27 protein-coding genes and 1 pseudogene are annotated in these 24,569 nt (G+C 73.2%); 14 read left to right on the forward strand and 14 right to left on the reverse strand.

The window, feature by feature from the left end:
* Window positions 1-15: 15 nt before the first annotated feature.
* The 4 genes from ACIBTX_RS07145 to ACIBTX_RS07160 are packed head-to-tail and all read right to left on the reverse strand — an operon-like array spanning window position 16 to window position 4,542.
* Window positions 16-699: an SIS domain-containing protein gene (locus ACIBTX_RS07145; RefSeq protein WP_357392893.1), complete on the reverse strand. Its 684-nt coding sequence runs from the start codon at window positions 697-699 to the stop codon at window positions 16-18.
* Window positions 696-1,913 carry a glycosyltransferase gene (locus ACIBTX_RS07150; protein ID WP_357119713.1) on the reverse strand — a complete coding sequence of 406 codons (1,218 nt, stop codon included), beginning with the start codon at window positions 1,911-1,913 and terminating at the stop codon, window positions 696-698. Before ACIBTX_RS07150 ends, ACIBTX_RS07145 begins: the two co-directional genes overlap by 4 nt.
* The gene (locus tag ACIBTX_RS07155; RefSeq protein ID WP_357119716.1) at window positions 1,898-2,872 is read right to left on the reverse strand and encodes a glycosyltransferase; all 975 of its coding nucleotides are present in this window, start codon (window positions 2,870-2,872) and stop codon (window positions 1,898-1,900) included. The genes ACIBTX_RS07150 and ACIBTX_RS07155 overlap by 16 nt, the downstream gene beginning before the upstream one ends.
* Window positions 2,869-4,542 carry an HAD-IIIA family hydrolase gene (locus ACIBTX_RS07160; RefSeq protein ID WP_396832171.1) on the reverse strand — a complete coding sequence of 558 codons (1,674 nt, stop codon included), beginning with the start codon at window positions 4,540-4,542 and terminating at the stop codon, window positions 2,869-2,871. Before ACIBTX_RS07160 ends, ACIBTX_RS07155 begins: the two co-directional genes overlap by 4 nt.
* Window positions 4,543-4,697: 155 nt before the next feature.
* Between ACIBTX_RS07160 and ACIBTX_RS07165 the strand changes: the two genes are divergently transcribed.
* Together ACIBTX_RS07165 and ACIBTX_RS07170 are read left to right on the forward strand one after the other, a co-directional pair.
* A complete protein-coding gene (locus ACIBTX_RS07165) occupies window positions 4,698-5,144 on the forward strand; it encodes an SRPBCC family protein (RefSeq protein WP_357119722.1) in 447 nt (148 codons plus the stop codon).
* 141 nt (window positions 5,145-5,285) lie between these two features.
* The gene (locus ACIBTX_RS07170; protein ID WP_355053415.1) at window positions 5,286-6,053 is read left to right on the forward strand and encodes a polyprenol monophosphomannose synthase; all 768 of its coding nucleotides are present in this window, start codon (window positions 5,286-5,288) and stop codon (window positions 6,051-6,053) included.
* A 107-nt stretch (window positions 6,054-6,160) separates the two neighbouring features.
* On the opposite strand, the gene ACIBTX_RS07175 is transcribed toward ACIBTX_RS07170, so the two are convergent.
* Window positions 6,161-7,771, reverse strand: coding sequence for an NAD(P)/FAD-dependent oxidoreductase (locus ACIBTX_RS07175; RefSeq protein ID WP_357119725.1), 1,611 nt, complete (start codon window positions 7,769-7,771; stop codon window positions 6,161-6,163).
* Between the two features lie 72 nt (window positions 7,772-7,843).
* Between ACIBTX_RS07175 and ACIBTX_RS07180 the strand changes: the two genes are divergently transcribed.
* Entirely contained in the window at window positions 7,844-9,277 is a 1,434-nt protein-coding gene (locus ACIBTX_RS07180; protein ID WP_396832172.1) for an aldehyde dehydrogenase family protein, read from the forward strand.
* Between the two features lie 66 nt (window positions 9,278-9,343).
* Here the strand turns inward: ACIBTX_RS07180 and ACIBTX_RS07185 are convergent, their stop codons facing one another.
* Complete coding sequence (locus ACIBTX_RS07185; RefSeq protein WP_357119731.1) at window positions 9,344-9,745, reverse strand: ChaB family protein; 402 nt, start codon at window positions 9,743-9,745, stop codon at window positions 9,344-9,346.
* Between the two features lie 178 nt (window positions 9,746-9,923).
* Between ACIBTX_RS07185 and ACIBTX_RS07190 the strand changes: the two genes are divergently transcribed.
* From ACIBTX_RS07190 to ACIBTX_RS07205, 4 genes are all read left to right on the forward strand, one after another.
* The gene (locus ACIBTX_RS07190; RefSeq protein WP_396832173.1) at window positions 9,924-10,901 is read left to right on the forward strand and encodes a YihY/virulence factor BrkB family protein; all 978 of its coding nucleotides are present in this window, start codon (window positions 9,924-9,926) and stop codon (window positions 10,899-10,901) included.
* An 82-nt stretch (window positions 10,902-10,983) separates the two neighbouring features.
* Window positions 10,984-11,400, forward strand: a complete 417-nt coding sequence (locus ACIBTX_RS07195; protein WP_007458076.1) for a DUF2795 domain-containing protein — start codon at window positions 10,984-10,986, stop codon at window positions 11,398-11,400.
* Window positions 11,401-11,447: 47 nt separating this feature from the next.
* Window positions 11,448-11,909: an SRPBCC family protein gene (locus ACIBTX_RS07200; protein WP_357119737.1), complete on the forward strand. Its 462-nt coding sequence runs from the start codon at window positions 11,448-11,450 to the stop codon at window positions 11,907-11,909.
* Between the two features lie 108 nt (window positions 11,910-12,017).
* On the forward strand, window positions 12,018-12,269 hold the full coding sequence (locus ACIBTX_RS07205) for a hypothetical protein (protein ID WP_355053421.1): 252 nt from the start codon (window positions 12,018-12,020) through the stop codon (window positions 12,267-12,269).
* Here the strand turns inward: ACIBTX_RS07205 and ACIBTX_RS07210 are convergent.
* Window positions 12,224-13,495 (reverse strand): MFS transporter, encoded by a 1,272-nt coding sequence (locus tag ACIBTX_RS07210; protein ID WP_357119740.1) that lies wholly within the window; start codon window positions 13,493-13,495, stop codon window positions 12,224-12,226. The two genes, ACIBTX_RS07205 and ACIBTX_RS07210, sit on opposite strands and share 46 nt — an antisense overlap.
* Window positions 13,496-13,652: 157 nt before the next feature.
* Here ACIBTX_RS07210 and ACIBTX_RS07215 point away from each other — a divergent pair, with 157 nt between their 5' ends.
* Window positions 13,653-13,862, forward strand: coding sequence for a hypothetical protein (locus ACIBTX_RS07215; RefSeq protein WP_357119743.1), 210 nt, complete (start codon window positions 13,653-13,655; stop codon window positions 13,860-13,862).
* A gap of 106 nt (window positions 13,863-13,968) precedes the next feature.
* Here the strand turns inward: ACIBTX_RS07215 and ACIBTX_RS07220 are convergent, their stop codons facing one another.
* Both ACIBTX_RS07220 and ACIBTX_RS07225 read right to left on the reverse strand, forming a co-directional pair.
* Window positions 13,969-14,292: a nuclear transport factor 2 family protein gene (locus ACIBTX_RS07220; protein WP_357119746.1), complete on the reverse strand. Its 324-nt coding sequence runs from the start codon at window positions 14,290-14,292 to the stop codon at window positions 13,969-13,971.
* A gap of 59 nt (window positions 14,293-14,351) precedes the next feature.
* The gene (locus ACIBTX_RS07225) at window positions 14,352-15,182 is read right to left on the reverse strand and encodes an SDR family NAD(P)-dependent oxidoreductase (RefSeq protein WP_357119749.1); all 831 of its coding nucleotides are present in this window, start codon (window positions 15,180-15,182) and stop codon (window positions 14,352-14,354) included.
* Between the two features lie 58 nt (window positions 15,183-15,240).
* Between ACIBTX_RS07225 and ACIBTX_RS07230 the strand changes: the two genes are divergently transcribed.
* Window positions 15,241-15,891, forward strand: a complete 651-nt coding sequence (locus tag ACIBTX_RS07230) for a TetR/AcrR family transcriptional regulator (protein WP_357119752.1) — start codon at window positions 15,241-15,243, stop codon at window positions 15,889-15,891.
* Window positions 15,892-16,077: 186 nt separating this feature from the next.
* Here the strand turns inward: ACIBTX_RS07230 and ACIBTX_RS07235 are convergent.
* Window positions 16,078-16,311: pseudogene (locus ACIBTX_RS07235) on the reverse strand (hypothetical protein); the annotation flags it as partial.
* 99 nt (window positions 16,312-16,410) lie between these two features.
* Window positions 16,411-16,851 carry a hypothetical protein gene (locus ACIBTX_RS07240; protein ID WP_357119755.1) on the reverse strand — a complete coding sequence of 147 codons (441 nt, stop codon included), beginning with the start codon at window positions 16,849-16,851 and terminating at the stop codon, window positions 16,411-16,413.
* A gap of 160 nt (window positions 16,852-17,011) precedes the next feature.
* Here ACIBTX_RS07240 and ACIBTX_RS07245 point away from each other — a divergent pair, with 160 nt between their 5' ends.
* Window positions 17,012-17,365, forward strand: coding sequence for a DUF6401 family natural product biosynthesis protein (locus ACIBTX_RS07245; protein ID WP_357119758.1), 354 nt, complete (start codon window positions 17,012-17,014; stop codon window positions 17,363-17,365).
* Between the two features lie 60 nt (window positions 17,366-17,425).
* On the opposite strand, the gene ACIBTX_RS07250 is transcribed toward ACIBTX_RS07245, so the two are convergent.
* Entirely contained in the window at window positions 17,426-18,289 is an 864-nt protein-coding gene (locus ACIBTX_RS07250; RefSeq protein WP_357119761.1) for a hypothetical protein, read from the reverse strand.
* A gap of 198 nt (window positions 18,290-18,487) precedes the next feature.
* Here ACIBTX_RS07250 and ACIBTX_RS07255 point away from each other — a divergent pair, with 198 nt between their 5' ends.
* The 3 genes from ACIBTX_RS07255 (at window position 18,488) to ACIBTX_RS07265 (ending at window position 22,757) form a co-directional block, all read left to right on the forward strand.
* On the forward strand, window positions 18,488-20,620 hold the full coding sequence (locus ACIBTX_RS07255; protein ID WP_396832174.1) for a SpoIIE family protein phosphatase: 2,133 nt from the start codon (window positions 18,488-18,490) through the stop codon (window positions 20,618-20,620).
* Window positions 20,621-20,682: 62 nt separating this feature from the next.
* A complete protein-coding gene (locus ACIBTX_RS07260; RefSeq protein ID WP_355053431.1) occupies window positions 20,683-21,360 on the forward strand; it encodes an HAD family hydrolase in 678 nt (225 codons plus the stop codon).
* Between the two features lie 107 nt (window positions 21,361-21,467).
* The gene (locus tag ACIBTX_RS07265) at window positions 21,468-22,757 is read left to right on the forward strand and encodes a cation:proton antiporter (RefSeq protein WP_396832175.1); all 1,290 of its coding nucleotides are present in this window, start codon (window positions 21,468-21,470) and stop codon (window positions 22,755-22,757) included.
* Window positions 22,758-22,772: 15 nt separating this feature from the next.
* Here ACIBTX_RS07265 and ACIBTX_RS07270 read toward each other — a convergent pair whose 3' ends face one another.
* A complete protein-coding gene (locus tag ACIBTX_RS07270; RefSeq protein WP_357173864.1) occupies window positions 22,773-23,711 on the reverse strand; it encodes an FAD-dependent oxidoreductase in 939 nt (312 codons plus the stop codon).
* 105 nt (window positions 23,712-23,816) lie between these two features.
* Between ACIBTX_RS07270 and ACIBTX_RS07275 the strand changes: the two genes are divergently transcribed.
* A complete protein-coding gene (locus ACIBTX_RS07275) occupies window positions 23,817-24,032 on the forward strand; it encodes a DUF3072 domain-containing protein (protein WP_357119772.1) in 216 nt (71 codons plus the stop codon).
* A gap of 9 nt (window positions 24,033-24,041) precedes the next feature.
* Here ACIBTX_RS07275 and ACIBTX_RS07280 read toward each other — a convergent pair whose 3' ends face one another.
* A complete protein-coding gene (locus ACIBTX_RS07280) occupies window positions 24,042-24,542 on the reverse strand; it encodes a metallophosphoesterase (RefSeq protein WP_357173421.1) in 501 nt (166 codons plus the stop codon).
* Between the last annotated feature and the right edge of the window lie 27 nt (window positions 24,543-24,569).

Consider the following 24,569-nt stretch of genomic DNA (forward strand, 5'->3'; position numbering starts at 1 on the left):
CCTACCTCCTCATGCTCACGCGTCGATCTGCTGTGCGGTCGGGCCGTCGAGCACGACCTCGACCCCGGTGCGTACCGGCTCGGACGCGAGCCGACCGGTCGTCGCGGGCTCCACGGCGGCCAGCGCCGCGGGCAGTTCCTTCTCGAGGTACTCGCAGATCAGGTGACTGGTGACGAGATGCAGCTCCTGGACGACCTGGGTGTCGGCCGACGACACGGCGAGCGCCTCGTCGCAGGCGTCCGCGAGGGGATTGGGCGCGGGTCCGGTGAGCGCCCAGGAGGTGAGCCCGGCGTCGCGCGCCGCGTGCGCGGCGCTGAGCAGGTTGCCGCTGACGCCGCTGGTGCTGAGCAGCAGCAGCACGTCGCCGGGTCGGCCGTGGGCGCGGACCTGACGGGCGTAGACGTCGGCGTAGCCGTAGTCGTTGGCGATGGCGGTCACCGCGCTGGTCTCGGCGTGCAGGGCGATCGCCGACAGGGGCTGGCGGTCGTCCCGCAGCTTGCCCACCAGCTCGGCGGTGAGGTGCTGGGCCTCGGCGGCGCTGCCGCCGTTGCCGGCGACGAGCAGTCGTCCGCCGCCGGCCAGCCGGTGCGCCAGGTGCGCGCCCCAGCGCGCCAACTGCGGTTCACACCGGCGGTACGGGTCCAGTGCGGCGGCGAGGTTGGTCAGGTGCTCCTCGAGCGGGCTGACCGCCGGCATCAGGCCACCACCCGGGTCGGCCGGCGTACGGCGGCGACCTCGTTGTAGACCTCGGCGAGGCGTTCGGCGGTGGCCTCCCACGAGTAGCGCGACCGGGCCCGCTCGCGGGCCGCCGTGGCGTACCGGAAGCGGCGGATCCGGTCGTCGAGCAGTCCCCGGATCGCGGCGGCGAGGGCGTTGGGGTCGCGGGCCGGCACGAGGTCACCGGTCGTACCGTCGACGACGGTGTCGCGGATGCCGCCCACGGCGGTGCCGACGACCGGCACGCCGCACGCCATCGCCTCCAGCGGGGTCAGGCCGAACGGCTCGTACCAGGGGGCGGCGACCAGCAGGTCCGCGGAGCGGTACCAGCGGCCCATCTCCTCGCGGGGCACCGCGCCGACCAGGTGCACCCGGTCGGCGACCCCGCACGACTCGGCGAGGGCCCGCAGCCGCCGGGCGTACGGGTCGGTCTCCAGCAGCCCCTCGGGCGGCCCGCCCACCACGACGCACTCCGCGTCGGGCACCAGCGCCATCGCGCGGACGACCGTCTGGAAGCCCTTGCGCTCGACCAGCCGGCCCACGGTGAGGATGCGGGCGCGGCCCGGCTCCCGGTCGGCGGCCGGCCCGAGCGGGGCGAACGAGGCGAGGTTGACGCCGGAGGGCACGACCACCATGCGGTTCCGGGGCACCCCCATCCGGACCAGCTCGCCGACCTCGTCGCGGCACTGGGCGACCACCCGGTCCACCGAGCGGCCCAGCTCCCGCTCGTAGGCGATGCGCCGGGCCGGGCTGGTGTCCTGCACGCCCTGGTGGCGGCGCTTGACCGTGCCCAGCGCGTGGTACGTCTGCACCACCGGCACGCCGGCCTGCCGGCCGGCGGTCAACGCGGCGAGGCCGCTCATCCAGAAGTGCGCGTGGATCACCTCGGGTGTCCAGTCCCCGCCCCGCCACCGCTCGACGAGCCACCGGCTGAACTCGCGCATGTGCGGCAGCAGCGCGTCCTTCGCGAGCGGCTCGGCCGGGCCGGCGGGCACGTGCACCACGTCGTACCCGTCCGGGGCGCGGACGGTCACCGGCAGGTCGAGGGCGTCGCGGCGGGTGTAGACCCGTACGTCGTGCCCGGCGGCGACGAGCGCGGCGGACAACTCGGCCACGTGCGTGTTCTGGCCGCCGGCGTCCTCCCCTCCGAGGATGGCGAGCGGGCTGGCGTGCTCCGAGATCATCGCGATCCGCATACTTCCTCCTCCAGCAGCCGGTCCCAGTCAGCGAGGAAACGGTCGAGGCCGTACCTGTCGCGCGCGGCGGCCTGGGCCGCCACGCCGGCCTGGCGTGCGGCCGCCGGCTCGGCGATGAACCGGCGGGCGGCGTCGAGCAGGACGTCCATCCGGGTGGCGAGGGCCCCCGCCTCCGGGGGCACGGCGGTGACCGCCTCGGTGGTGGCGAGCGCGACGACCGGCATGCCGATCGCCATCGCCTCGATGAGGCTGAGCCCCAGGCTGGTCCAGCGGCACAGGTGCAGGTACGCCCGCCGGCGGGCAAGTTCGGCGTGCATCCGGTCCTGCGGGACGTCGTCGTGGCTGGTGAGCCGGTCGGCGGGCAGTCCGAGGTGGTCGGCGAGGCCCGCGACGCCCATGCCGAACACGTCCAGGGGCGCGATCTCGGCGAACTGCGGCAGCAGGTCGGTGCCGGTGACCCGTCCCCGCCGCACCGGCTCGTTGATCACGACGGCGAGCCGGTCGAGTTCACCCGTGTACGACACGGCCGGCGCGACGATGCCGTGGTCGACGACGCCGGTGCGGGTCGCGCCGGTGTCCCAGAAGATCTGGTTGAACCCGGTGACGTGGGCGACGAGCAGGTCATCACGGTCGGCCATCGGGTGCCGGGTGTTGGGGACGTCGCCCTTGGGCGTGTTGTGCTCCACGTAGATGGCGGGCAGGTCGCGACCCGGACGCCGGCCCAGCCACTGCTCGGCCAGGTCGATCTCCTCGGGGCGTTGCAGAACGACCACGTCGACGTCGGCGTCCGGCAGGTCGTCGGGGGCCACCTCGACGGCGCTGTCCGGCCACGGATACGTCCGCGCCCGGCCGAGGCCGTACGGACCCCGGTCGGGCGTGGTGGGGATCAGGTAGCGGTGACTGCCGTGCACGAAGGACGTCGTCCAGGAGCCGTGCACGTGCCAGAGCAGGATGTTCATCGGACGCCACCACCGCTGGCGGTCAGGGTCCGTACCGCCTCGACCACCTCGGCCGGGTCGACGCCGCTCAGGCACGGGTGGCCGGGGACCGGGCAGGCCGCCGCCCGGGTGTCACGGCAGGGCGCGCTCGCGTCGCCGAGCCGGACGGTGGGCACCCGGTAGGGACCCCACTGCCCGAAGGGGACGGTCGGCGCGAACAGGCTCACCACCGGTACGCCGGCGGCAGCGGCCAGGTGCGCGGGCCCGGTGTTGCCGACCACCACGGCGGCGGCGTCGGCGACGAGCGCGGCCAGTCCGGCCAGGTCGGTCGTACCGCCCAGGTCGGTGCCGCCCGCCGCCGCGACCCGGGCGGTCACCGTCCGCTCGTCGGGCCCGCCGGTGACCAGCACACGATGCCCGGCCGCGCGGAGCGCCCCGGCGATGCGGGCGGCCAGCTCGGTCGGGCAGGCCCGGCTCGACGCGGCCGAGCCCGGGTGCAGCACCACGTAGCCGGGGTCACCGACAGCGGCCGGGCGGGACGCCACGGCGTCGTCGCGGAGCCGCAGCACGGGTTCGTCGCCGGCCGGCAACCGGTGACCGGCCGCGGCGGCGAGGGAGAGCGCCCGCTCGGGTTCGGGGACACCCGCCGGCACCCGGTGGCGGATGTCCACCAGCGCGCCCGGGTAGTCGTCGCTGATCGCGGCGATCCGGGTGATCCCGGCCATCCGCAGCAGCAACGCCAGCGGCAGGGCCGACTGGTGGAACGAGGTGAACACCACCGCCTCGTCCGCGCCGACGGCGGCGAGCCGGGCGGTCAGGCGTCGCATGTCGTCCGGGTCGACGGGCGTCGGCGCGGGGTCGATCCACGGCAGTGGGTGCTCGATGATCTCGTCGACGCCGGGCAGCAGCTCGGCGGCGGCACGCCCACGTGGTCCGCAGAGCAGCACCACCCGTCGCGCGCCGGCCGCGACGGCCCGGATCGCCGGCCCGGTGACGAGCACGTCCCCGGCCGAGTCCGAGCGCACCACCAGCGCGGTGCCCACTGCGTCGGCGGTTCGCGCGGGCTGCACGGCCCGCTGGCGGCGCAGGATCTCGTCGACCGCGGACGGCAGGTCCGGCGCCACCCAGCCGGCGGCGGCGATCTCCTCCGGGCGGGTCACCGGCGTCGGCACCAGCACCCCGGCCGCTCCGGCGGCCAGCGCCGCGCCCACGTCACGGCCGATGTCGCCCACCAGCACGCAGCGCGACGCGCTCGTGCCCAACTGCCGGGCGGCGGCGTGCACCAGGCCGGGCGACGGCTTGCGGCAGTCGCAGCCGTCGGCGTCGTCGTGCGGGCAGACCAGCCAGGCGTCGAAGCCGCCCAGCAGCTCCTCGACGCGGGCGTGTACCGCCCACATCTGCGCCTCGTCGAAGTAGCCCCGGGCCAGGCCGGACTGGTTGGTCACCACCGCGAGGCGCAGACCGGCGGCCCGCAGTCGGTCCAGCGCCGCGCGGACGCCCGGCAGCGGGCGTACCTTCTCCGGGTCGCCGTTGTACGGCACGTCCTCGATCAGGGTGCCGTCGCGGTCGAGCAGCACCGCGTCGTACAGGACGCCACCGTGCGGTGCGGCAGGCCCGCGACCAACCCGGCCAGCACCGGCGTACACCCGGGCTGACCTGCGCTGATACGGATCCTCCTGGTCCTGTCGCACAGCCGGCGGGTTCCCGGCGCCCGAAGGAGTAAACGTCGTCGTCGGCGCCGTGGGCCAACGCCACCGGCGGTGCCCCGGTCGGCCTTACCCGCCGCCCGGAAGAAGCTAACCCGCCGGCTCGTTAGCCTCCGTCACCGCAGGGGTATGGGAGTCCAGTGGCGATAGTGGAGAAAGTGATCGACGCTCCCCCGCAGCAGGTGTTCGACGTGCTGGCCGACGGGTGGACGTACAGCGACTGGGTGGTCGGTACGGCGCACGTGCGCGACGTGGACGACGCGTGGCCCCGGGTGGGCAGCCAACTGCACCACCGGGCCGGCCCGTGGCCGTTCTCGTTGCAGGACGCCTCGACGGTGCTGGTGTGCGAGCCGCCGCACCGGCTGGTGCTGCGCGCCGGGCTGTGGCCGGCCGGGGAGGCGATCGTCGCGTTCACCCTGGAACCGGTCGACGGGAGCGCCACCCGCGTCCGGCTCGGTGAGGACTTCGCGGCCGGTCCGCTGCGCTGGGTCCGGAACAAGGCCAACGACCTCGTGCTGCACCTGCGCAACCGGGAGACGCTGGCCCGGCTCTCCGACATCGCCACCCGGCAGAGGGGCCCGCAGTGACGCGGACGGTGGTGCGCCGCCGCCCGCGCTGAGCGCGCCGCCACCTGCGGGGGGCCGGACCCACGGGGAGCCTTTTCAATCCGGGTCGGGCAACTGGCTACCCTCTGGGGTAGCCGTGTCCGCAAACCGAGGATGTCCGACATGATCGAGCCCGTCCAGCTGCCGTCGCCGTGGCGAGACGTACACCTGACAGTCGTCGTGCCCACCTACAACGAGGCGGGCAACCTGCCGGCGCTGGTCGAGCGGCTGCTCGCGCTGCCGCTGCCGGGGCTGCGCATCCTCGTCGCCGACGACAACTCCCCCGATGGCACCGGCGAGGTGGCCGACAAGCTGGCCATCGAGTACCCGGAGCGGATCGAGGTGATGCACCGGGCCGGCAAGGAGGGCCTGGGTCGGGCGTACGTCGACGGGATGACCCGGGCGCTCGAGGGCGGGGCCGAGTTCGTGGCGCAGATGGACGCCGACCTGTCGCACCCGCCGGAGGCGCTGCCCGGGATGCTGGGCGCGCTGCTCTCCACCCAGGCGGGCGTGGTGATCGGTTCCCGGTACGTGCCGGGCGGCGAGCTGGACGAGAACTGGCCGCTGTACCGCCGCGCGCTCAGCGGCTGGGCGAACCTCTACGTGCACACGCTGCTGCGGGTGCGCATCCGCGACCTGACCGCCGGCTTCAAGATCTGGCGGGCCGACGCGCTGAAGGACATCGGCCTGCACCGGGTGCAGTCCAACGGCTACAGCTTCCAGGTGGAGATGCACTACCTGGCCACCAAGCTGGGGCACACCATCCTGGAGGTCCCGATCCGCTTCGAGGAGCGGCGTGACGGCGTCTCCAAGATGACCACCGCGACCAAGGTCGAGAGCGCCCTGATGCCGTTCCGCCTACGCAGCAAGCACCGCAACATCACCCCCTGACCCCCCTAACCCCCTCCCCCTCCCCCTCCCCTCCCTCCCCCCGCGTCGATCAAGAGGTTTGCGTCAGAATCCGGCCCGCCGGTGACGCAAACCTCTTGATCACCGCGTCAGGTGGGGGGGTAGATCGCTCGGTGGGCTGTGGTTACGGCCGCCTTGTAGGCGGTGCCGGTTAGGGCGCGGTCGCGGGCCAGGGCCGCGCGGGCCGCGTTCGCGCCCGGCGCGCCGTGCACCCCACCGCCCGGGTGCGCCGACGAACTGGCCAGGAAGAGCCGGTCCACCGGGGTGTCCGCGCGGCCCAGGCCGGGGATCGGGCGCAGGAACAACTGTTGGTACGCGGCGGCGGTGCCCCCGCCCAGCGCGCCACCGACCAGGCTCGGATCGCCCTTCTCCAGGTCGGCCGGTCCGGCCACGTGCCGGCCCACGATGAGCTGCCGGAAACCCGGGGCCGCCGCTTCGAGCACGTCCTCCATACGCTGCACGTGTTCGGCGATGTCCTCGGCCCGCCAGTTCCGCCGGAACGGCAGGTGGGTGTACGACCAGAGCGACTCGGTGCCCGGCGGCGAGTGGCTGGGGTCGGCCACGGACATCTGCCCGACCAGCAGGAACGGGTCGCGGGGCAGCTCACCCCGGGCCAGCTCGCCGGCGTAGCGGGTCAGCCCGTCGAGGTCCGCGCCGAGGTGCACCGTGCCGGCCCCGGCGATCGCCCGGTTGGTCCACGGGACGGGGGCGGAGAGCGCCCAGTCCACCTTCAGCGTCGAGCCGTCCCACCGGAAGTGCGCCAGGTCCTCCACGAGCCGCGACGGCAGGACCGCCGCACCGACGAGGTCGAGGTAGAGGGCGGGCGCCGGCACGTCGGCGAGGACCGCCCGCCGGGCCCGCCACAGCGTGCCGCCCTCGGTGCGTACGCCCATCGCCCGGCCGCGCGCGGTGAGCACCCGGTCGACGCGCGCGCCGTACAGGATGCGGCCGCCGCGTTCGGCGAGGCGGTCCACCAACGCGTCGGTGATCCGCCGCGCGCCGCCGTCGGGCACCGGCCAGCCGACCTGCTGGCCGAGCATGGCCAGCAGCCAGCCGTACACGCCGGAGCCGGCCTCCTCGGGGGACAGGTCGGTGTGCAGGGCGCATCCGGCGAGCAGCGCCGGGCCCCCCTCGCCGTCGAACAGCTCGTCGCCGAGTTTGCGCACCGGCACCACGAGTCGGCGGGCCAGCCGCAGCGCTCCCGCGACCCGCAGCCGGCGCAGCAGACCCAGTCCGCCGCGTACCGGCGGGAACGGCGTGGTGATCGCGGTCAACATCGGCTCGGCCACCTCGAGCCAGTCCGTGTACGCGTTCAGCCAGCGCTTCCCGTCCCCGGGGGCGAACTGTTCCAACGAGGCGGCCGTGGCGTCCGGGTCCCGGTTGATCACCGCGGCCCGCCCGTCGGGCAGCAGGTGCGCCAGCACGTCCGGGGCGTGCCGCCAGGACAACCCGTGGCGGCCCAGGTCGAGGCCGTTGAGCACGGGCGAGGCGTACCCGAGGGGGTAGAACGAGCTGTAGAGGTCGCTCAGATAGCCCGGCGCGGTCACCTCGGCCGACTGGACGGCGCCGCCGGGTACGGCGGTCGCTTCCAGCACGACCACGTCCCACCCGGCGTCGGCCAGCAGGTTCGCCGCGACCAGGCCGTTGTGCCCGGCGCCGATGACGACGGCGTCCGCGCCCTGCGCGCCGGTGGTAGTCATCCGACCCGCCTACCCGGGGCGCAACCGGGCGAAACGCGTTTGTCTCGCCGGGACCCGGGCATCCAGCGCCGCATGTACACGGTTGCGCAGCTGGTGGGCGGGGTGTGGGGCGCGGGCGGGTCCGGCGGCGAGCTGGTCGTGTGTGATCCGGCGGACGGCGAACCGGTCACCTCGGCGCCGGTCGCCACGGCCGACGAGGTCGGCAAGGCGACCCAGGCGGCACGCGAGGCGGCCGACGAATGGGCGGCGACCGCGCCGGCCGAGCGGGCGGCGACCCTGCACCGGGCCGCGGACGCGGTCGCGGCGCTCACCGACGAGCTGGCGGCGGCGGTCACCGCGGAGATGGGCAAGCCACTCGCGGACGCCCGCGGCGGCGTCGAGGCGGGCATCGGCACCCTGCGACAGTACGCGGAACTCGCGCCGCTGCGCGGCGGACGGACATTGCACGGCGCGACCGACGCGGTGGACTTCATGACTCCACAGCCGCGCGGCGTGGTCGCCGCGATCACCCCCTGGAACGACCCGGTGGCGGTCTCGTGCGGGCTGCTCGGCGCGGCCCTGGTCACCGGCAACGTGGTGCTCTACAAGCCGAGCGAGCGGACGCCCGCGACGGGTTGGCTGCTGGCCCGGGCCCTGGACGGGGCGTTGCCGGCGGGCGTGCTGTCCCTGCTCACCGGCGGCCCGGAGGTCGGCGCGGCGCTGGCCGCGCAGGACGTGGACGTGATCGCGCACGTCGGGTCCACCGCCACCGGGCGCAAGATCGCCGCCGCCGCTGCCCGTACCGGCGCGAAGGTGCTGCTGGAGAACGGGGGCAGCGACCCGCTCATCGTCGACGCGGGTGTCGACCCCGAGTGGGCGGCGGAACAGGCCGCGCTCGGCGCGTTCGCCAACGCCGGGCAGATCTGCGTCGCGGTGGAGCGGATCTACGTACATCGCGACCTGGCCGACGACTTCGTGGCGGCGCTGGTGCGCCGGGCCGACGCGTTGCGGGTCGGGCCGGGGCGCGACCCGGGCACCGAGTTGGGCCCGCTCGTCGACCGGCGGCACCGCGACCACGTGCACGGACAGGTGACGGCGGCGGTGGCGGCCGGCGCGCGGGTACGCACCGGCGGGGAGCTGCCGGACGGACCGGGCGCGTACTACCCGGCCACCGTGGTCGCCGACTGCCGGCACGACATGGCGTTGGTACGCGAGGAGACGTTCGGGCCGGTCGCCCCGGTGGTGGTGGTCGATTCGTTCGACGAGGCGCTGACCTGTGCGGCGGACTCCCCGTACGGGCTGGCGGCCACGGTGCTGACCGCGTCGATGAGCCACGCGCAGCGGGCCTGGCGGGAGCTGCCGGTGGGCACCGTGAAGGTCAACGCGGTGTTCGGTGGGGCGCCGGGCGGAGCCGCGCATCCGCGCCGGTCCAGCGGGCAGGGCTTCGGCTACGGCCCGGAGCTGCTGGACGAGTTCACGGCCACGAAGGCGGTGCACATCGAGGCGCCCGGCGGCGGGCGGTGGTGAGCGGTCAAAGCGGCACGGGGCGGACGCAGGGGTGGCGCGTCCGCCCCGTGCCACGCTGCGCGTGGGTCAGTCGCCGCGAGCCTTGCGGGTCGCCCGGTCGTTGGCCTTCTCGATGGCCGTGACCAGCTCCGACTTGGTCATGCTGGACCGGCCCGGCACGTCCAGCTTGCGGGCCACCGACATCAGGTGGTCCTTGCTGGCGTTGGCGTCCACCCCACCGGCGGTGGGGGCACGCCGCTCGGGGCCTCCACCGGCGGCCTGGCGGTCGCTCGGGCCCTTACGACCCTTGGGCTCCCAGTGGTCGCCCACCTTCTCGAACTGGTGCTTCACCGCCGCGAAGGCGGTACGGTGCGACCGCTCGCCCTCGCCGTAGGTCTCCACCGCCGAGTCGTGGGTCTTCTCCCAGGTGCGCTGCGCCTTGTCCGAGGAGCGTCGCAGCGTGCTGGGCATGTCCTCGCGCGCGGGCATCTCGTCCTCCTGATGCATCGACAGAGTCACTGTGTCCGTTCCCCGCGAGCGCGGCGGCAAACCCTAGCGGCGTCGGCGGGCCGCCGAGCGGGTTTGTCGATTTCCCGCCCTGGGTACCGGCCGGTCCAGGCCAGACCGGACGACCGGTCATCCGGTGGCCGGGGCACAGGGAGCGGGCATGACGACCACGGATCCCGGCACGACACTCACCGGTTCGGGGATTCCCCGGCGGATCCGGCAACTGAGCTGGCGGACGTGGCGCGGGGTGCTGGTCCGCAGCGTGCAGAACTTCGTGAACGAAAACTGCTCGGACTGGGCCGCCGCGCTCACCTACTACGGGGTGCTGGCGCTCTTTCCGTCCGCCATCGTGGTGGTGGCCCTGGTCGGCCTGGTCTCCTCGGGCGAGCGGACCCTCGACACGGTTGTCGACCTGGCCAAGCAGGTGGGTGCCGGTTCGGTGGTGGCCGACGACGACGGCGGCGTGGTCGGGGTGATCCGCTCGGTGGTCGTCCAGCAGAGCAACGCCAAGGTGCTGCTGAGCTTCGGTCTGCTCGGCGCGCTGTGGTCCGCGTCGGGCTTCATCGGTGCGTTCACCCGCGCCTCCAACGCCATCTACGGGGTGACCGAGGGCAGGCCGGTCTGGCGGCTGCGGCCGTTGCAGATCGGCCTGGCCGCCGTGACGCTGGTGCTGCTCGCGGTGGTCGCCCTCGCTCTGATCGTCAGCGGCCCGGTCACCGACGCGGTCGGCGACCTGATCAACGCCGGTGGTCTGGCGCGAACGGTGTGGAGCGTCGCGAAGTGGCCGGTGCTCGCCCTGGTGATGATGGTGCTGCTGTCCCTGCTGTTCTGGATCGCCCCGAACGTGCGCCAACCCCGTTTCCGCTGGCTCACCCCCGGCGGCGCGGTGGCCCTGCTCTCCTGGGCGGTGGTGTCCTTCGGTTTCGGCTTCTACGTCGCGAACTTCGCCACCTATCAGACGACCTACGGCAGCCTGGGCGCGGCCATCGCGTTCCTGGTCTGGCTCTACCTGTCCAACTGCGCCCTGATGCTCGGCGTGCAGATCAACGCCGAGGTGCAGCGCGGCCGGCAGTTGCAGGCGGGCGAGCGGGACGCGGACGATCCGGTGCTGCCGCCACGCAGGCCGGCCGAGGACTGAAAGGGACCGGATGTCCGGCCCGAGGGCCGGTTCGTGACCGGGTGCCGGTTTACCGGGCGGGGTGCCGGGTAGCGCAGAAGGCATGGAGCGTGGCAACAGCAAGCACGGACCGAGGATCGACGAGCAGATGAGCCAGGAGGTCAGCGGCCTCGTGCAGGGGCCGGGCACCGGCGGCTCACGGGTCGACGAGTCCCGGGTGCCCGAGCCGGCCGGTGAGGACCAGCCGGAGACCACCACGGCCCCGGCGGGCGACCTGCGCACCGGCACCCCGCAGGGGATGAGTTCCACGGACGTGGAGCAGCGCAGCCGGCTCGGCCGGTTCATCTCGATGAGCGCGCTGCCCGGCGACCGGTTGGTGCTCATCGCCAGCGCGCGGGAGAACGAGGCGCCCGACGACATCGTGGCGGCGCTGGAACGGCTGCCCGAGGGCACCGAGTACCAGACGGTCTCCGAGGTGTGGGCCGCGCTCGGCCACAAGAACGAGACAACCCGCTGGTAGTGATCGCCCCCCGATCCGACAGACAGCGGCCGAAGGAGGATTGACCGATGAGTGGCGTTACCGAACACGTCGAGGTTTCCGTACCCGTGCGGACCGCGTACGACCAGTGGACGCAGTTCGAGGAGTTCCCCCAGTTCATGGAGGGCGTGCAGGAGGTCCGGCAGCTCTCCGAGACGATGACCCACTGGACGGTGGACATCGCCGGTGTCAAGCGCGAGTTCGACGCCGAGATCACCGAGCAGCTTCCCGACGAGCGGGTCGCGTGGCGTTCGACCGGCGGCACCCAGCAGGCGGGTGTGGTGACCTTCCACCGCCTGGACGAGAGCAAGACCCGGGTCACCCTCCAGCTCGAGTTCGAGCCGCACGGTGTGGTCGAGCAGGCTGGCGACAAGCTCGGCATCGTCGACCGGCGCGCCAAGGGCGACCTGGAGCGGTTCAAGACGTTCATCGAGCGGCGCGGTCAGGAGACCGGCGCCTGGCGTGGCTCGGTGGACCGCCCGCAGCCGTGATCGGGCGTACGCGATCAACGATGGCCGCCGGTTTCCCGGCGGCCATCGTCGTGTTCCGGGCCGCGGCGCACCTGTTTGCGATCATCGCGCCCGGGTACCGCTGATGGCATGACGGACGACAGGGTGTGGCGGGACGAGGAGCGGCTGCCGCTGGAGGAGTTGGAGCGCGCCGTGGCGGGTTCCAGCATCGACGGGCAGGCTGACGACGTGACCGGCAACGACGCCGGCGAGGAGGCCGCCTTCGGGCACGGGCCGGCTGCGGCCGACCGGGGCGGCGAGGCGCCGGGGCGGGAGCCGACCGACCCGGAGCGCGCCTACCGTCCCTCCACGACCGGCCGTACCGGACCGGACAACGGATAGTCCACGCCGGGCGGCCCGGTCCGCCCGGCGTCCCCGGACGACCGGCGGGCGCCCAGCTCGTAGAGCACGATCAGCGCCAGCGCGAGCACCACCAGGGACGGGCCGAGCGCCTGTACCGACACGTTGCTGATCAGCACGCCGAGGCCCGCCGGAACGAGCGCCGCGCCCAGACCGGCGGCACCGATCTGCAACCCGATGGCGCGGTCCGCGTGCGCCGCGCCGACCCGCTCGGCGGTGGTGAGGGTGAGCAGCGGGAACACCGGCGCGGCGGCGAAACCGAGCACGACCAGGCCGAGCACGGCCAACACGGCCGAGCCGGGGACGGCGATCAGCGCCGCGCCGACGGCCATGCCCGCCAGGCTCACCCGCAACACCAGCCGGGGCCCGAGCCGTTCGGCCACCACCCCCTGCACCACCCGGCCGACGAAGAGACTCCCCCAGTACGCGGAGACGCAGCCGCCCGCCACCGCGCCGGTCAGGCCGCGCCCCTGGGTGAGCAGCAGGAACGCCCACAGCCCGGCGGACACCTCGATGGCGACGTACAGCGCGAAGGCCAGTGTCCCCGACCAGACGACCGGCAGCCGCAGGGTGGCCAGGACCGGCACCCGGACCGGCGCGGCGGTGTCGGACGTTTCCGCGTCCGCCCCGGGAGCGGGATCGCGGCGTCGCCACGCGCGTACGGTCAGCGCGAACGCCGTGGCGAGGGCGAGCTGGGCGGCGGCCACGATGCCGTACCCCCACCGCCAGGCCAGTCCGGCGCTCAGCGCCGCTGTCATGATCAGTGGACCGATCGCCACGCCCAGGCCGAAGAAGGCGTGCAGCCAGTTCATGTGGCGCGGACCGAACGCGCCGGCGGCGTACGCGTTGAGCCCGGAGTCGACAGCGCCGGAGCCCAGCCCGAGCAGCAGCGCGCAGCCCACGATCACCGCCAGCCCGGGGCTCAGGGCGTATCCGGTCAGCGCCAGGCTGGCGAGCAGGGTGCTTCCGGCGAGCAGCGCGCCCACGCCGATGCGGGCCAGCGTGAACCCGGCCAGCACGCTGGAGGTGAGGTAGCCGACGGTGCCCGCGGTGAGCAGCAACCCGACGGCCTCGGTCGGGATGCCGAAGTCCGCCCGGATCGACGGCCAGCCGACGCCGAGCAGGCCGTCCGGCAGGCCGAGGCTGACGAACGCGAGGTAGGCCAGCAGGAGCAGCGCGGCGCGGGGTGGCGGGGGCGAGGTGGACATGGGACAGCATCCTGCCGCAGCGCACCGTACCGTCGTCGGAAGGCGCCCGCCCGCTGCGACAAGAAGTGGTGTCCGGACGGTCGAGAAAGCGGACAGCTCAGTCAGAATCGGCCGATCGGGGGACGGCAAACGCGCGTGTTCGCGTAAGAATTTCGGGATGCATCAAGGCTCCGGAATCCTCTCCACGCGTCAGCGCCGCATCGCCTGGCTCGGCTTCCTGCTCGCCGCGCTCCAGGCGCCGGTGTCGGCCCGGCTCGTCTCCGACGACTCGTGGCTGTTCAGCGTCTGCGTCGCGCTGATGGTGGCCACCGTGATCATCGCCGACGACGCCGCCCGTCGTCGGCCCGCCAACGCCCCCAGCGAGTAGAGCGGCCAACCGCACTTCCGGCCAGGGGCGCTCTGCTGGTGCCGCTGGCTGCCCGTTCCTGGTCACCGGCCGGAACCGCCCTGCGGCAGTTCCGGCCGGCAACGAATCAGACGGGCTCGATCGCAAGGCCGCTGATCTGGTCGTCCTTGATGTCGAACACGAGGGCGAAGGACAGGGGCCCGCCAGGGAAATCACCGTCCCCGGAGGCCACCAGCCGGTCGTGGGCGAACGAGGTCGGCGTGAGCACGACCCTGGGGTCGATCAGGTGCCCCTGGATCCACTCGCGGATCTCGGCCTCGCCGGTCCAGGTCTGCCCGTCATCGCGCACGGTGGCCCCGTCGCCGAAGACCGCGGCCAGCTCGTTCGCATCGTGCGCGTTGGTCGCCGTGATGAAGTGATCGACGGCCTTGGGCAGAGTGATGTCGTTCATTTCCGCTCTCCAGTCTTCTCGGGTGCCAGGACGCGGGCGCGTCCTGGTGTGTGACAGGCTCAGAAGTCCGCTCCACGGGAGAGCTTCTCGTTCGCGCGCAGCTCCGCGAGCGCGTTCTCGTGCATCGCGACAACGGCGTCGTAGCCGGAGTTGCCCAGCACGATCCGCTTCGGCGGCACGGGTGCGTTCAAGGCGCTGATCACGGCCTGCACCCCACGAACGGGGTCTCCTGCCTGCTTTCCGTTGTGGTCCACGAACGCCGCCCGGACGCCCTCGACCATCGGCAGGTAGGCGTCGACGGTCTCGTTGACGTCCTCGTTCTGGAAGTAGGCGAAGGCCTTGGTGCGGAACGCTCCCGGCTCCACGACGAGCACGCGCACGCCGAACGGCTCGACTTCCTGGCGCAGTGTCTCCGACAGTCCTTCGATCGCGAACTTCGCCGCCGCGTAGTAGCCGAACCCCAGCGCGCCGACGAGGCCTGCCACCGACGACATGTTCACGATCCAACCGTCGCCGCGTGCCCGCATACCGGGCAGGACGGCGCGTACCACCTCGACCACGGCGAACAGGTTGAGGTCGAACGTGCGGCGGATCGTCTCGTCGGGGGCACCCTCGATCGAGCCGTACCAGCCACGGCCCGCGCTGTTGACGAGCACGTCGATCCCGCCGAACCGCTCCTCGGCCGCCCTGACCGCCGCACGCACCTGGTCGGCATCGGTGACGTCGAGCTGCAGGACCAGCACCCGGTCGCCGTAGGACTCAGCCCACTCCCGCAGCTCAGCAGGCCGACGCGCGGTCACCACCACCTGATCGCCCTGCTCCAGGGCAGCCTCGGCATAGACGAGGCCGAACCCGCCGGGCGTCCCACCCGTGATGAACCAAGTCCTCATGGACTTCTCCTTTCGCTATAGCGAGCAATGTAGCGCTACATGAGCTAATGTAGCAACTATGCAGAACGCACGAGATCGACTCCTGCTCGCCGCGGCGGAACTGCTGGAGAGCGGCGGCACGGTGTCCACCAGGGCGGTGTGCGACCGCGCCGGCGTGCAGGCCCCGACGCTGTACCACCACTTCGGCAGCAAGCAGGGCCTGATCGACGCCGTGGCGAGCCACGGCTTCACCCAGTACACGGCGATCGAGAACTCTGGCGACCCGCTGAACGACCTGCGCGAGGGCTGGGACAGACACGTACAGTTCGGGCTGGAGCACCCGTCGTTCTACGGGCTGCTCTACGGCCGCGCAGAGCCGGGAAGGCCCTGCGCCGTCACCGCTCCCGCGCACGCCGCGTTGCGCGACCGGTTGACCGCCGCCCGGGGCCGACTCAAGGTGCCGGCGGCCGATGCCGCCGAACAGGTGTTGGCCGCCAACGTCGGCATCACGCTCACCTTGATCAGCCAGCCAGAGCCGGATCTCGAGCTGTCCGGACGTGTCCGCGAGGCCGCGCTGGCCGGAGTCCTGCGCATGGCCCCCACCGACGCCCCCGCGACTCGTGCGAGCGCCGCGCTGACGCTACGTGCGCTGGTCGGCGACGACCCGGGCGACCTCACCCCCGGCGAACACGCGCTGCTCGGCGAGCTCCTGGACCGCCTGGCCCGTTAGGCCGTGTCTTTGAAGGATCTTGGTGGAGAATGATGTAGCGCGGCCTTCGACGGCCTGGGACGAACTCTGGCGTTCCGACCGCCACGCCATGCGACCGACGGTGACAACACCCCGGTGAGCGTGATGCCGGTGAGTCATCTAGATGACTCACCGGCATCACGCTCACCAGCACGACCGCCGCCGCTCAGCGCCCCGGCCCCGACCGTCCACCCCGACCGCCGGCGGCTCGACGCGGGCCAACCACGGCTCCAACGCCCCCACCGTGCCGGCGAACGTCGTCGCCGGGACGGCGACGAACAGCCTCGCGACCACCTCGGTCTCGCCCGGCTCGATCTTCAGCGTGCGGTCGGGGGTAAGGCTGGTGCCGTGGGTCGCGCCCTCCCAGCCCAGGTCCTGGCTGGCCCGGTCGATCACCAGCCGAAGCGGCGCAACAGTCCGGCGGCCAGGGCCACGAACGCTCCTGGTGAATGACGGGGACCGGCCCATCAGGCCCCATCATTCGCGTCCGCCAGTCCAGTGTCAGTCCGGGCGGGCCTCGTGGCCCGGCTGGCCCCGGGTGCGGCGGCGCTCCTTCATCTCCGCCTCGTAAAGGTGTCGCCGCCCGCCCACCAGTTCGTCGCGGGCCTGCTGGTCCAGCTCCCGGAACAGCGCGTGGTAGCCGTCGTCGAAGTCCTCGACGATCTGGAAGGTCCACCGGCCGGCGATCACGTTGCGGCCCAGCAGCTCGGTGTCGATCCGCTCGGCGATCCGGTGGTGCCCGGCCGCGCGGAACGTCTCGATCGCGTCGTCGAGCATCAGGTCGGCGTGCCCGATGAGCTGGTGCAGCGAGTACAGGTGTCCGCGGGCCCGTTCGACGCACTCCAACGCCTCGCTGAGCTTGCCCAGCGCGGCGACCGTCTCGTCGCTCACCCCGGCCGGCCGCCGGTGCTGCTCGTCCGGCCCGTCCGCCCGCTGCCCCATCGCCGCTCCCACACTCTGCGCCGTCCTGCGTCGTCCAGTGCCTGGTGCCCCGTCTGTGCCGGATCAACCCTCGCGGCCAGCGTCGCTCGTCCGGTGGCACAACCCACAAGCACCGAGCGGCCGAGGTCGGTCGATCACCGGTCGGTTAGCCTCGGTCACCATGCGTGTGCCGTTCAACCGGGTCGCCTCCCCGACCGCCGTCGAGTCGGCGCGGTCCACCCTGGCCGCCCTCACCGTCACCGTGGGCACCGCCGGCCTCGCGGCCGCCGCCGCGCGTCCCGGGCTGCTGGCGCTGGTCGACCAGCACGCCGCCGCCGTCCGCGACAGCCTGGACGGTGACCGCCGGCCGTTGACGGCCGCGGCGCTCGCCGGCTACGCCGAGGGGGTACGCGACGCCGCCCTGGAGCACGGGTGGGCCCCACCGCGCGGGTCGGTGGACTGGAGCGCGCCGGAGTGGCCGCTGGCCCGGCTGGTCGCCGTCTGCGCGCTGGCCCGCTCGCTCGACCGTTCCTGAGCACGCGGAGGGCGCCCACGCGAGCCGCGTGGACGCCCTCCCTCGCACGATCACGCCCCGTTACGGGCGGTACTGCTGGGTTTCGTCGGCCGCTCCGGACTGGTACGTGCCACGTCCGCCGGCCACCGTCGACTGCTCGTCGACCCGGGGCATGGCCTGGGTCCGGTCGCCGCCACGGTCGGCCATCTGCCGCTCCATGTCGCCGCGCCCCGCCGAGGCGGCCCGCCGGTGCTCCTGCACCGCCTGGGCTTCCCGGGCGGCCCGGTCCAGCCAGCCGTCCCAGCGGTTCTGCATCGGCTTGACCAGGCCACCGCCGACGCCGACGATCAGGATGCCGGCGACCGTTGCGAGGACCGCGATCAACACCGGAGTGGTGACCGTGGTGGCGATACCCACCTGGTTCAGGGCGGCGATCACGCCGAGCGCGATGATGAAGATCGCCGTCAGGTCCGCCAGGACCTTGCCGTACGAGAGTCCGCCCAGCGCCCCGGTGACCAGATCCCGGACGGCGTTGGCGATGGCGGCCGCGACCACCACGATGACGATCGCGATGAACGCGCGCGGCAGCCAGGCCACCACACCGCGGATCAGGTCACTGATCGCGTTGGGCCCCCAGACTCCGAAGGCGAACTGCAGGGTGAACAGCAGGACGGCGTAGTACGCCAACCTGGCCAGGATGTCGCTGGCGTCGTACTTCGTTCTCTCAAGTGCCCGTTTGATGCCTCCGCGTTCTACCGCTTCGTCGAAGCGCACCCGTTCCAGCACCGCATCCACGATCTTGAGGACCGCTCTGGCGATAAGCCAGCCGACCACGAGGATGACGATGAAGGCCACTGCCTTCGGGATGAAGAGCAGCACCGACCTCCAGGTGTCGGCGATGGCGTCGCCGATGTCGGCCTGCCGCACCGCGAGGGTTTTCAGCATGATGTCCCTCCTGTCGCGTGGACTGCGCCGGGCGCATACCCGGCCACCGGTACGGCAGTCCGGGCGGCTCACTGCCATTTTTCCGACAAGTCGACAAACAGGGGCCTTGACCTGCCCGAACAGCAACCGCGCCGGGGGTGTCGGCGACCCGCGCACATGATCGGATGCGGCTGAGCGACGGCCGGCTAGGCTGCGAACATGCCAGGAACGGTCGGGCGAGTCCCCACGCCATCAATTCCGGCCCCCGGCGCATCCACCGGCCCCGGCGCGGCAGCCGTGCTCGCCCACGACTGGTCCGCCACCGCGCTCGGCCCACCTGAGGGGTGGGACGCGGCGGTCCGGGCCGTGGTGGGGCTGATCCTCGCCTCGCCGATGCCGATGGCGCTGGCGTACGGCGACGACCTGGTCCTGCTCTACAACGACGGCTACGCCGAGTTGCTGGGGAGCAAGCATCCGACCGCCCTCGGTCGACCCGCCGCCGAGGTCCACGCCGAGGTCTGGGACCTGCCCGGCTTCGGTGACGCGATCGAGCGCGCCTACCGCCAGGGTGTGCCGTTCCTGGAGAAGGAGTCCACGCTCCCCCTGATCGGGGAGAACGGCGGTGCCGAACAGGTGGTCTTCACCCGCAGTCACTCGGCCGTACGCGACAGCGACGGGCAGATCGTCGGAATCCTGACGGTGGCCGCCGAAACCACTCACGTCACCGAGCAGTTGCAGAGTCTCAGCGAGGTGGCCGCCGCGCTCGCCGGCACCCTCACCCTCGACGACGTGGCCCGGGTCGCGCTGCGCCACACCATCGGAATGTTCGACGCCGACCGGGTGGCGTTCGTGGTCGACGAGGGTGGCGGCGGCTGGCGGATGGTGCGTCGGGTGCGCGGCGAGTTGATGGACGAGGCAGACGAGCGGCTGCCTCCGCTGTGGCGGCGGGCGCCGGCCGACTGGGAAGGTCCCGTCGCGCTGGCCGCCCGGTCGGGCGAGGCCCGGTTCATCCGCGACGGCCAGCCGCTGCGCGAGACCGCCGTGGACCGGCATGACGAGAAGATCCGCTCGATGGCCACGCTCCCGCTGGGCACGTCGGTGGTTCGGGGCGGGCTGACGGTCGGCTACCAGGGCGCACACTCCTGGTCGGCCGCCGAGCGCGCGCTGCTCGCCGCGGCGGCGGAGCTGATCGGCCAGGCCGCCGAGCGGGCGCGGCGGTTCGAGACCCAGCACGGCACCGCCCAGTTGCTGCAACGCAGCATGCTGCCCGAGCACCTGCCCGACCTGCCCCGGCTGCGGATCGCGGCCCGCTACGACCCAGGGGTGGACGGCAACGCTGCCGGCGGCGACTTCTACGACGCGTTCCTGCTGCCCACCGGCGCGCTCGGCGTGGTGTTGGGCGACGTCGCCGGGCACGACGTCCAGGCGGCGGCACGGATGGGGCAGGTGCGGGCGGCCCTGCGCGCGCTGGCCCTGGCCGATCCGGCGCCGGACGCGGTGCTGACCGGTCTGGACCGGTTGGTGACCAGCCTCGGCGCGGAGGCCGGCAGCCACGAGCTGTTCGTCACCGTGGCGTTCGGGGTCATCGACGCCGAGCGGCGGGAACTGACCCTGGCCAGCGCCGGTCATCCCGCTCCCCTGATCCGCCGGTGCGCGCCCGACGGCCGCACGCACGCCGAGTACGTGCAGGTGCCGGCCGCTCCCCCGCTGGGACTGGGCGGACGACCGACCACCGTCACCGTCGCGTTCCCGCCCGGCGACACCCTGCTGCTGTTCAGCGACGGCGTGGTGGAGCGGCGCAGGCAGAGCCTGAGCGCCGGGATGGACGCCCTCGGCGACGCGGTGGCCAAGGCCGGCACCAGCGACCCTCGTGCCCTCTGCGCGGTGGCGACCGCGGCGGTGGCCGGCGGTACCGAGGACGACGTGGCGGTGCTGGCGGTCGAGCACGCCCTCAAGCCGAGCCGGTCGACGGCGATGGAGATGCCGGCGGAGCCGACCGCGCCGAGCCGGGTCCGGCACTGGATGACCGGTCAACTCACCGAGTGGCAGGTGCCCGAGTCGGTGATCGGGGCGGCGGTGCTGTGCACCAGCGAGCTGACGACCAACGCGTTGCTGCACGCCGGCACGGCCGCCCGGGTGGAGATCGACCTGAGCCCCGAGCGGCTGCTGGTCTCGGTCGCCGATTCCGGCACCCGGGGCACCGTGACCCGGGCCCGTACCGACACGTTGAGCAGTCGCGGGCGTGGACTGGGCCTGATCGAGGAGCTGAGTGACGCTTGGGGCACCGATCCGTCGGTGCGCGGTTCGACGGTCTGGTTCGAGATCCTCGTCCCACCGGCCGAACCACACTGAGTCGTACCCACCGACCCGTGCGGGGCGAGTCAGCCGATCGCCGAAGGGGTAGGAGTGCGGCCATGGCCAACGAACAACCCCAAGGGGTGCTCTTCGACGTCGACGGAACGCTCGTCGACACCACGTACCTGCACACGGTGAGCTGGTGGGAGGCGCTGCGCCAAGCCGACCGGCCGGTACCGATGGCCACCGTGCACCGCTCGATCGGCATGGGCTCGGACAAGCTGCTGGATCACCTGCTCGGCCCGGAGCGGGACCGCGACGAGGATCCGAAGCTGCGCGAGGCGCACGACACCCTCTACACCGAGTACTGGGAACGGCTGACGCCGCTGCCCCGGGCGGCGGACCTGCTGCGCGCCTGCGCCGAGCGCGGGTTGCGGGTGGTGCTCGCCACCTCCGCCGCCGAGCACGAGGTGGGCGCGCTGCGCCGGGCACTGAACGCGGACGACGTGGTGGACACCGTCACGTCGTCGGCCGACGCCAAGGAGAGCAAACCCGCGCCGGACATTCTCGAAGCGGCGCTCGATCAGTCGGGGCTGGCCGCCGAGCGGGTCGTCTTCGTCGGCGACTCGGTGTGGGACGTCGCGGCGGCCGGCAAGCTCGACATCCCGTGCGTCGGGTTGACCTGCGGCGGCACGAGCCGCGGCGAACTCGCCGGCGCCGGCGCGGTGGCGGTGTACGACGACCCGGCCGCGCTGCTGGCCGAGCTGGCGGACTCCCCCCTCACCCGCCCGAGGTGAGCCCCACTCCGGTTCGTCCGGGTCGACACGCATAGCCACCAGTCTCGCGGGGCATGGTCTGTGGCCACCTGCCCGCACCGTGCGGGTGCGGCGAGAGGGTGGTGTCCGTGGAGCCGGTAGATGTGGCGTTCGCGTTGGTGGGCGTGGGCGCCCTGCTCGCGGGCATTCTGCCCCGGGTGTTGGAGCGCCGACCGCTGTCCATGCCGATCGCGTTCCTCGCCCTCGGCATGCTGGTCTTCCTCCTTCCGATCGGCTTGCCCACGCCGGACCCGCTGGCCCATCCCGAGCTCGCCACCCACCTCACCGAGATCGGCGTGATCGTCGCCCTGATGGGCGCCGGGTTGAAGATCGACCGACCGTTGAGCTGGGCCCGGTGGTCCTCCACCTGGCGACTGCTGGCCATCGCGATGCCGGTGTGCATCGCGGCGGTGGCGCTGCTCGGCTGGTGGTGGGCCGGTCTGGTGCCGGCGGCGGCGCTGCTGCTGGCCGCCGCGCTGGCCCCGACCGACCCGGTGCTCGCCGCCGACGTGCAGGTCGGCGAGCCGACCGATGTGGAGGACTCCGAGGACGAGGTCCGCTTCGCCCTGACCTCGGAGGCCGGCCTGAACGACGGGCTGGCGTTCCCCTTCGTCTACGCGGCCATCGCCATCGCCTCGACCAGCCTCGCCCCGCGCGCGTGGATGGCCGAGTGGTTCACCGTCGACGTGCTCTGGAAGGTCGGCGTCGGGGTGGGCGGCGGCCTGCTCATCGGCTGGCTGCTCGGCAAGCTGTTCTTCCGGGCGCCCAGCGAGTTGCGGCTGGCCCGGCACGCCGAGGGGTTCCTGGCGCTGGCCGCCACGTTCCTCGCGTACGGGCTGGTGGAGGTGGCCGGCGGGTACGGCTTCCTGGCGGTGTTCGTGGCCGCGCGGGCCATCCGGGCCGCCGAGCGGACCCACGAGTTCCACTCGGTGCTGCACGACTTCGCCGAGCAGGTCGAGCGGCTGCTCACCCTGGTGCTGTTGCTGCTGCTCGGCGGCGCGATCGTGGGCGGCCTGCTCGCGCCGCTGACCTGGCCGGCGGCGGCCGTCGGGCTGGCGCTGGTCTTCCTGATCCGGCCGGTCGTCGGCTGGTTGTCGCTGCGCGGCGCGCCCGGTCGTCCGGCGGAGCACTGGGTGATCTCGCTGTTCGGCATCCGTGGGGTGGGCTCGTTCTACTACCTGGCGTACGCCACCACGAAGGCGGACTTCCCGCAGGCAGAGCTGCTGTGGGCCACCGTCGGACTGGTGGTGCTCGTGTCCGTGGTGGTGCACGGCGTCGCCGCGACCCCGGTGATGCAGCTGCTGGACCGCGAGGGCGAGCGCACCGAGGACCCGTCCGAGTCCGAGGCCCAGCCGGTGGCCGTCGCCGGGCACTCCTGAGCGCGCCGGGACTCCTCAGCCGAGGCGGGAGACGAGCGCGTGACCGAGGTCCCGGCCGGAGCGCCAGGCGCTCTGCACACGGGGTGCGCCGAACGCGTCGCCGGCCAGGCCGATCCCGTCGGCGTCGAGGTGGTGGGTGACGTCGGTGGGTTCGCCGGTCGGCTTGGCGTACGTCCAGCGGTGCACGTGCACGTCGGCGGCCTCGTCGGGCAGACCGAGCAGGTCCCGGACGGCCTGCTCGATCGCCGGCCCGGCGGCGCTGGGCTGGGCCAGGTGCCCGGCGGCGAACTCCGGCACGGTGTGCGCGACCAGCACCGGCGCGTCGTCGCCCCGCCGGTCGCCGTCGTCGCAGACGAGACTGAGCACCGGATGGTCGTTGACGAACGCGCCACGGAAGGTCGGCCAGCGCCGGGAACCGAAGCGCAGCACCGCGGCGAGGGTCGGCGACCAGGTCTGCGCCTGCACGACGCGGGTGGCGTCGGCCAGGGCCGGATCGAGCAGCAGGGCCGCCTGTGGTCCCGGCATCGCCAGGGCGACCGCGTCGTACGCCTCGCCGTCGACCGTCGGCCCGGGTTCCACGGCGAGCACCAACCGGTCGACGGTCACCGGCATCGGACGGGCCAGGTGTTCGACGAGCGACCGCAGCCCGCGTGGGGCGGCGTAGCGCAGCGGGCCGGGCACCTCGTGCCGGCCGTTCGTGTCGTACGCCCAGAAGGTGTCGGTCCACTCGCGGACCAGGCCGGCGGCACGCCACTCGTCGACCACGGCGGCGAAGTCCGGGTCGCTGGCCGTGAAGTACGCGGCGCCGATGTCGGCGGGGCGACCGTCGAAGCGTTTGCTGGCCATCCGGCCGCCACTGACGTGCCCCCGCTCGCGCACCCGCACCGGCAGCCCGGCGCGGGTCAGCTCCACGGCGCACGCCACCCCGGCGATGCCCGCCCCGACCACCAGCACGCCCGCCGAGTCAACGCTCATCCGATGATCGTAGGCGTCGTCCGGGGGCATGAACCGGCGGTAATCGGGGTACTGGCACACCTGTTCGAAGAAAGGATGATGAGGATGACGGACCGTAGCAACGATCAGGCCGACCCGCGCGGCGCGATCAAGGACCCGGACGAGTGGGTCACCGGCGACGAGCCGCCCACGGCGGCCCAGGAGTCGTACCTGGCCACGCTGGCCCGGGAGGCGGACGCGACGCTCCCGGACGACCTGACCAAGGCCGAGGCCTCCAAGCGGATCGACGAGCTCCAGGCCGAGACGGGCCGGGGCCAGTAGGCGCGCTGGTCAGCGACGCGGCAGGATATGCAGGCGTACGGACGTAAGGCTCCCCCGGGTCGTCTCGGCCTCGATGTAGGTGGCGTGTGGCTGAGAGCGGCGGTCGGTGGGCGACCCGGGGTTGAGCAGGCGCAGCCCGTTGGGGGCCACGGTGTCCCAGGGGATGTGCGAGTGCCCGAAGACCAGCAGGTCGACGTCGGGGAAACGGGCCGCGCACCGCTGTTCGCGGCCGGTGCGCGGACCCGTCTCGTGCACCACGGCCACCCGTAGCCCGTCGAGGTCCACGCGGGCCACCTCGGGCAGCCGGGCGCGCAGCGCCGGCCCGTCGTTGTTGCCGTACACCGCGACGAGCCGTCGCGCGCGGGCGGTCATCGCGTCGAGCAGCGACTCGTCGACCCAGTCGCCGGCGTGCAGCACGACGTCCGCCGCCTCGACCGCCGTCCACAACTGCTCCGGGAGGTCCCGGGCCCGCTTGGGGAGATGCGTGTCCGCCGTGAGCACCAGCCTCATGCCGGCATCATCTCCCGGACGTGGGCC

This window comes from Micromonospora sp. NPDC049359 (assembly GCF_044466585.1).
Classification (GTDB): Bacteria; Actinomycetota; Actinomycetes; order Mycobacteriales; family Micromonosporaceae; genus Micromonospora.

What these genes read in the sequence shown, in the direction of transcription:
- ACIBTX_RS07150 (WP_357119713.1), bottom strand. Translation starts at nt 1,913, where the DNA reads ATGCGGATCGCGATGATCTCGGAGCACGCCAGCCCGCTCGCCATCCTC.
- ACIBTX_RS07215 (WP_357119743.1), top strand. Translation starts at nt 13,653, where the DNA reads ATGCATCAAGGCTCCGGAATCCTCTCCACGCGTCAGCGCCGCATCGCC.
- ACIBTX_RS07185 (WP_357119731.1), bottom strand. Translation starts at nt 9,745, where the DNA reads ATGCCCGCGCGCGAGGACATGCCCAGCACGCTGCGACGCTCCTCGGAC.
- ACIBTX_RS07280 (WP_357173421.1), bottom strand. Translation starts at nt 24,542, where the DNA reads ATGAGGCTGGTGCTCACGGCGGACACGCATCTCCCCAAGCGGGCCCGG.
- ACIBTX_RS07205 (WP_355053421.1), top strand. Translation starts at nt 12,018, where the DNA reads ATGACGGACGACAGGGTGTGGCGGGACGAGGAGCGGCTGCCGCTGGAG.
- ACIBTX_RS07170 (WP_355053415.1), top strand. Translation starts at nt 5,286, where the DNA reads ATGATCGAGCCCGTCCAGCTGCCGTCGCCGTGGCGAGACGTACACCTG.
- ACIBTX_RS07220 (WP_357119746.1), bottom strand. Translation starts at nt 14,292, where the DNA reads ATGAACGACATCACTCTGCCCAAGGCCGTCGATCACTTCATCACGGCG.
- ACIBTX_RS07260 (WP_355053431.1), top strand. Translation starts at nt 20,683, where the DNA reads ATGGCCAACGAACAACCCCAAGGGGTGCTCTTCGACGTCGACGGAACG.
- ACIBTX_RS07225 (WP_357119749.1), bottom strand. Translation starts at nt 15,182, where the DNA reads ATGAGGACTTGGTTCATCACGGGTGGGACGCCCGGCGGGTTCGGCCTC.
- ACIBTX_RS07245 (WP_357119758.1), top strand. Translation starts at nt 17,012, where the DNA reads ATGCGTGTGCCGTTCAACCGGGTCGCCTCCCCGACCGCCGTCGAGTCG.
- ACIBTX_RS07190 (WP_396832173.1), top strand. Translation starts at nt 9,924, where the DNA reads ATGACGACCACGGATCCCGGCACGACACTCACCGGTTCGGGGATTCCC.
- ACIBTX_RS07230 (WP_357119752.1), top strand. Translation starts at nt 15,241, where the DNA reads ATGCAGAACGCACGAGATCGACTCCTGCTCGCCGCGGCGGAACTGCTG.
- ACIBTX_RS07155 (WP_357119716.1), bottom strand. Translation starts at nt 2,872, where the DNA reads ATGAACATCCTGCTCTGGCACGTGCACGGCTCCTGGACGACGTCCTTC.
- ACIBTX_RS07200 (WP_357119737.1), top strand. Translation starts at nt 11,448, where the DNA reads ATGAGTGGCGTTACCGAACACGTCGAGGTTTCCGTACCCGTGCGGACC.
- ACIBTX_RS07210 (WP_357119740.1), bottom strand. Translation starts at nt 13,495, where the DNA reads ATGTCCACCTCGCCCCCGCCACCCCGCGCCGCGCTGCTCCTGCTGGCC.
- ACIBTX_RS07175 (WP_357119725.1), bottom strand. Translation starts at nt 7,771, where the DNA reads ATGACTACCACCGGCGCGCAGGGCGCGGACGCCGTCGTCATCGGCGCC.
- ACIBTX_RS07275 (WP_357119772.1), top strand. Translation starts at nt 23,817, where the DNA reads ATGACGGACCGTAGCAACGATCAGGCCGACCCGCGCGGCGCGATCAAG.
- ACIBTX_RS07255 (WP_396832174.1), top strand. Translation starts at nt 18,488, where the DNA reads ATGCCAGGAACGGTCGGGCGAGTCCCCACGCCATCAATTCCGGCCCCC.
- ACIBTX_RS07195 (WP_007458076.1), top strand. Translation starts at nt 10,984, where the DNA reads ATGGAGCGTGGCAACAGCAAGCACGGACCGAGGATCGACGAGCAGATG.
- ACIBTX_RS07180 (WP_396832172.1), top strand. Translation starts at nt 7,844, where the DNA reads ATGTACACGGTTGCGCAGCTGGTGGGCGGGGTGTGGGGCGCGGGCGGG.
- ACIBTX_RS07250 (WP_357119761.1), bottom strand. Translation starts at nt 18,289, where the DNA reads ATGCTGAAAACCCTCGCGGTGCGGCAGGCCGACATCGGCGACGCCATC.
- ACIBTX_RS07240 (WP_357119755.1), bottom strand. Translation starts at nt 16,851, where the DNA reads ATGGGGCAGCGGGCGGACGGGCCGGACGAGCAGCACCGGCGGCCGGCC.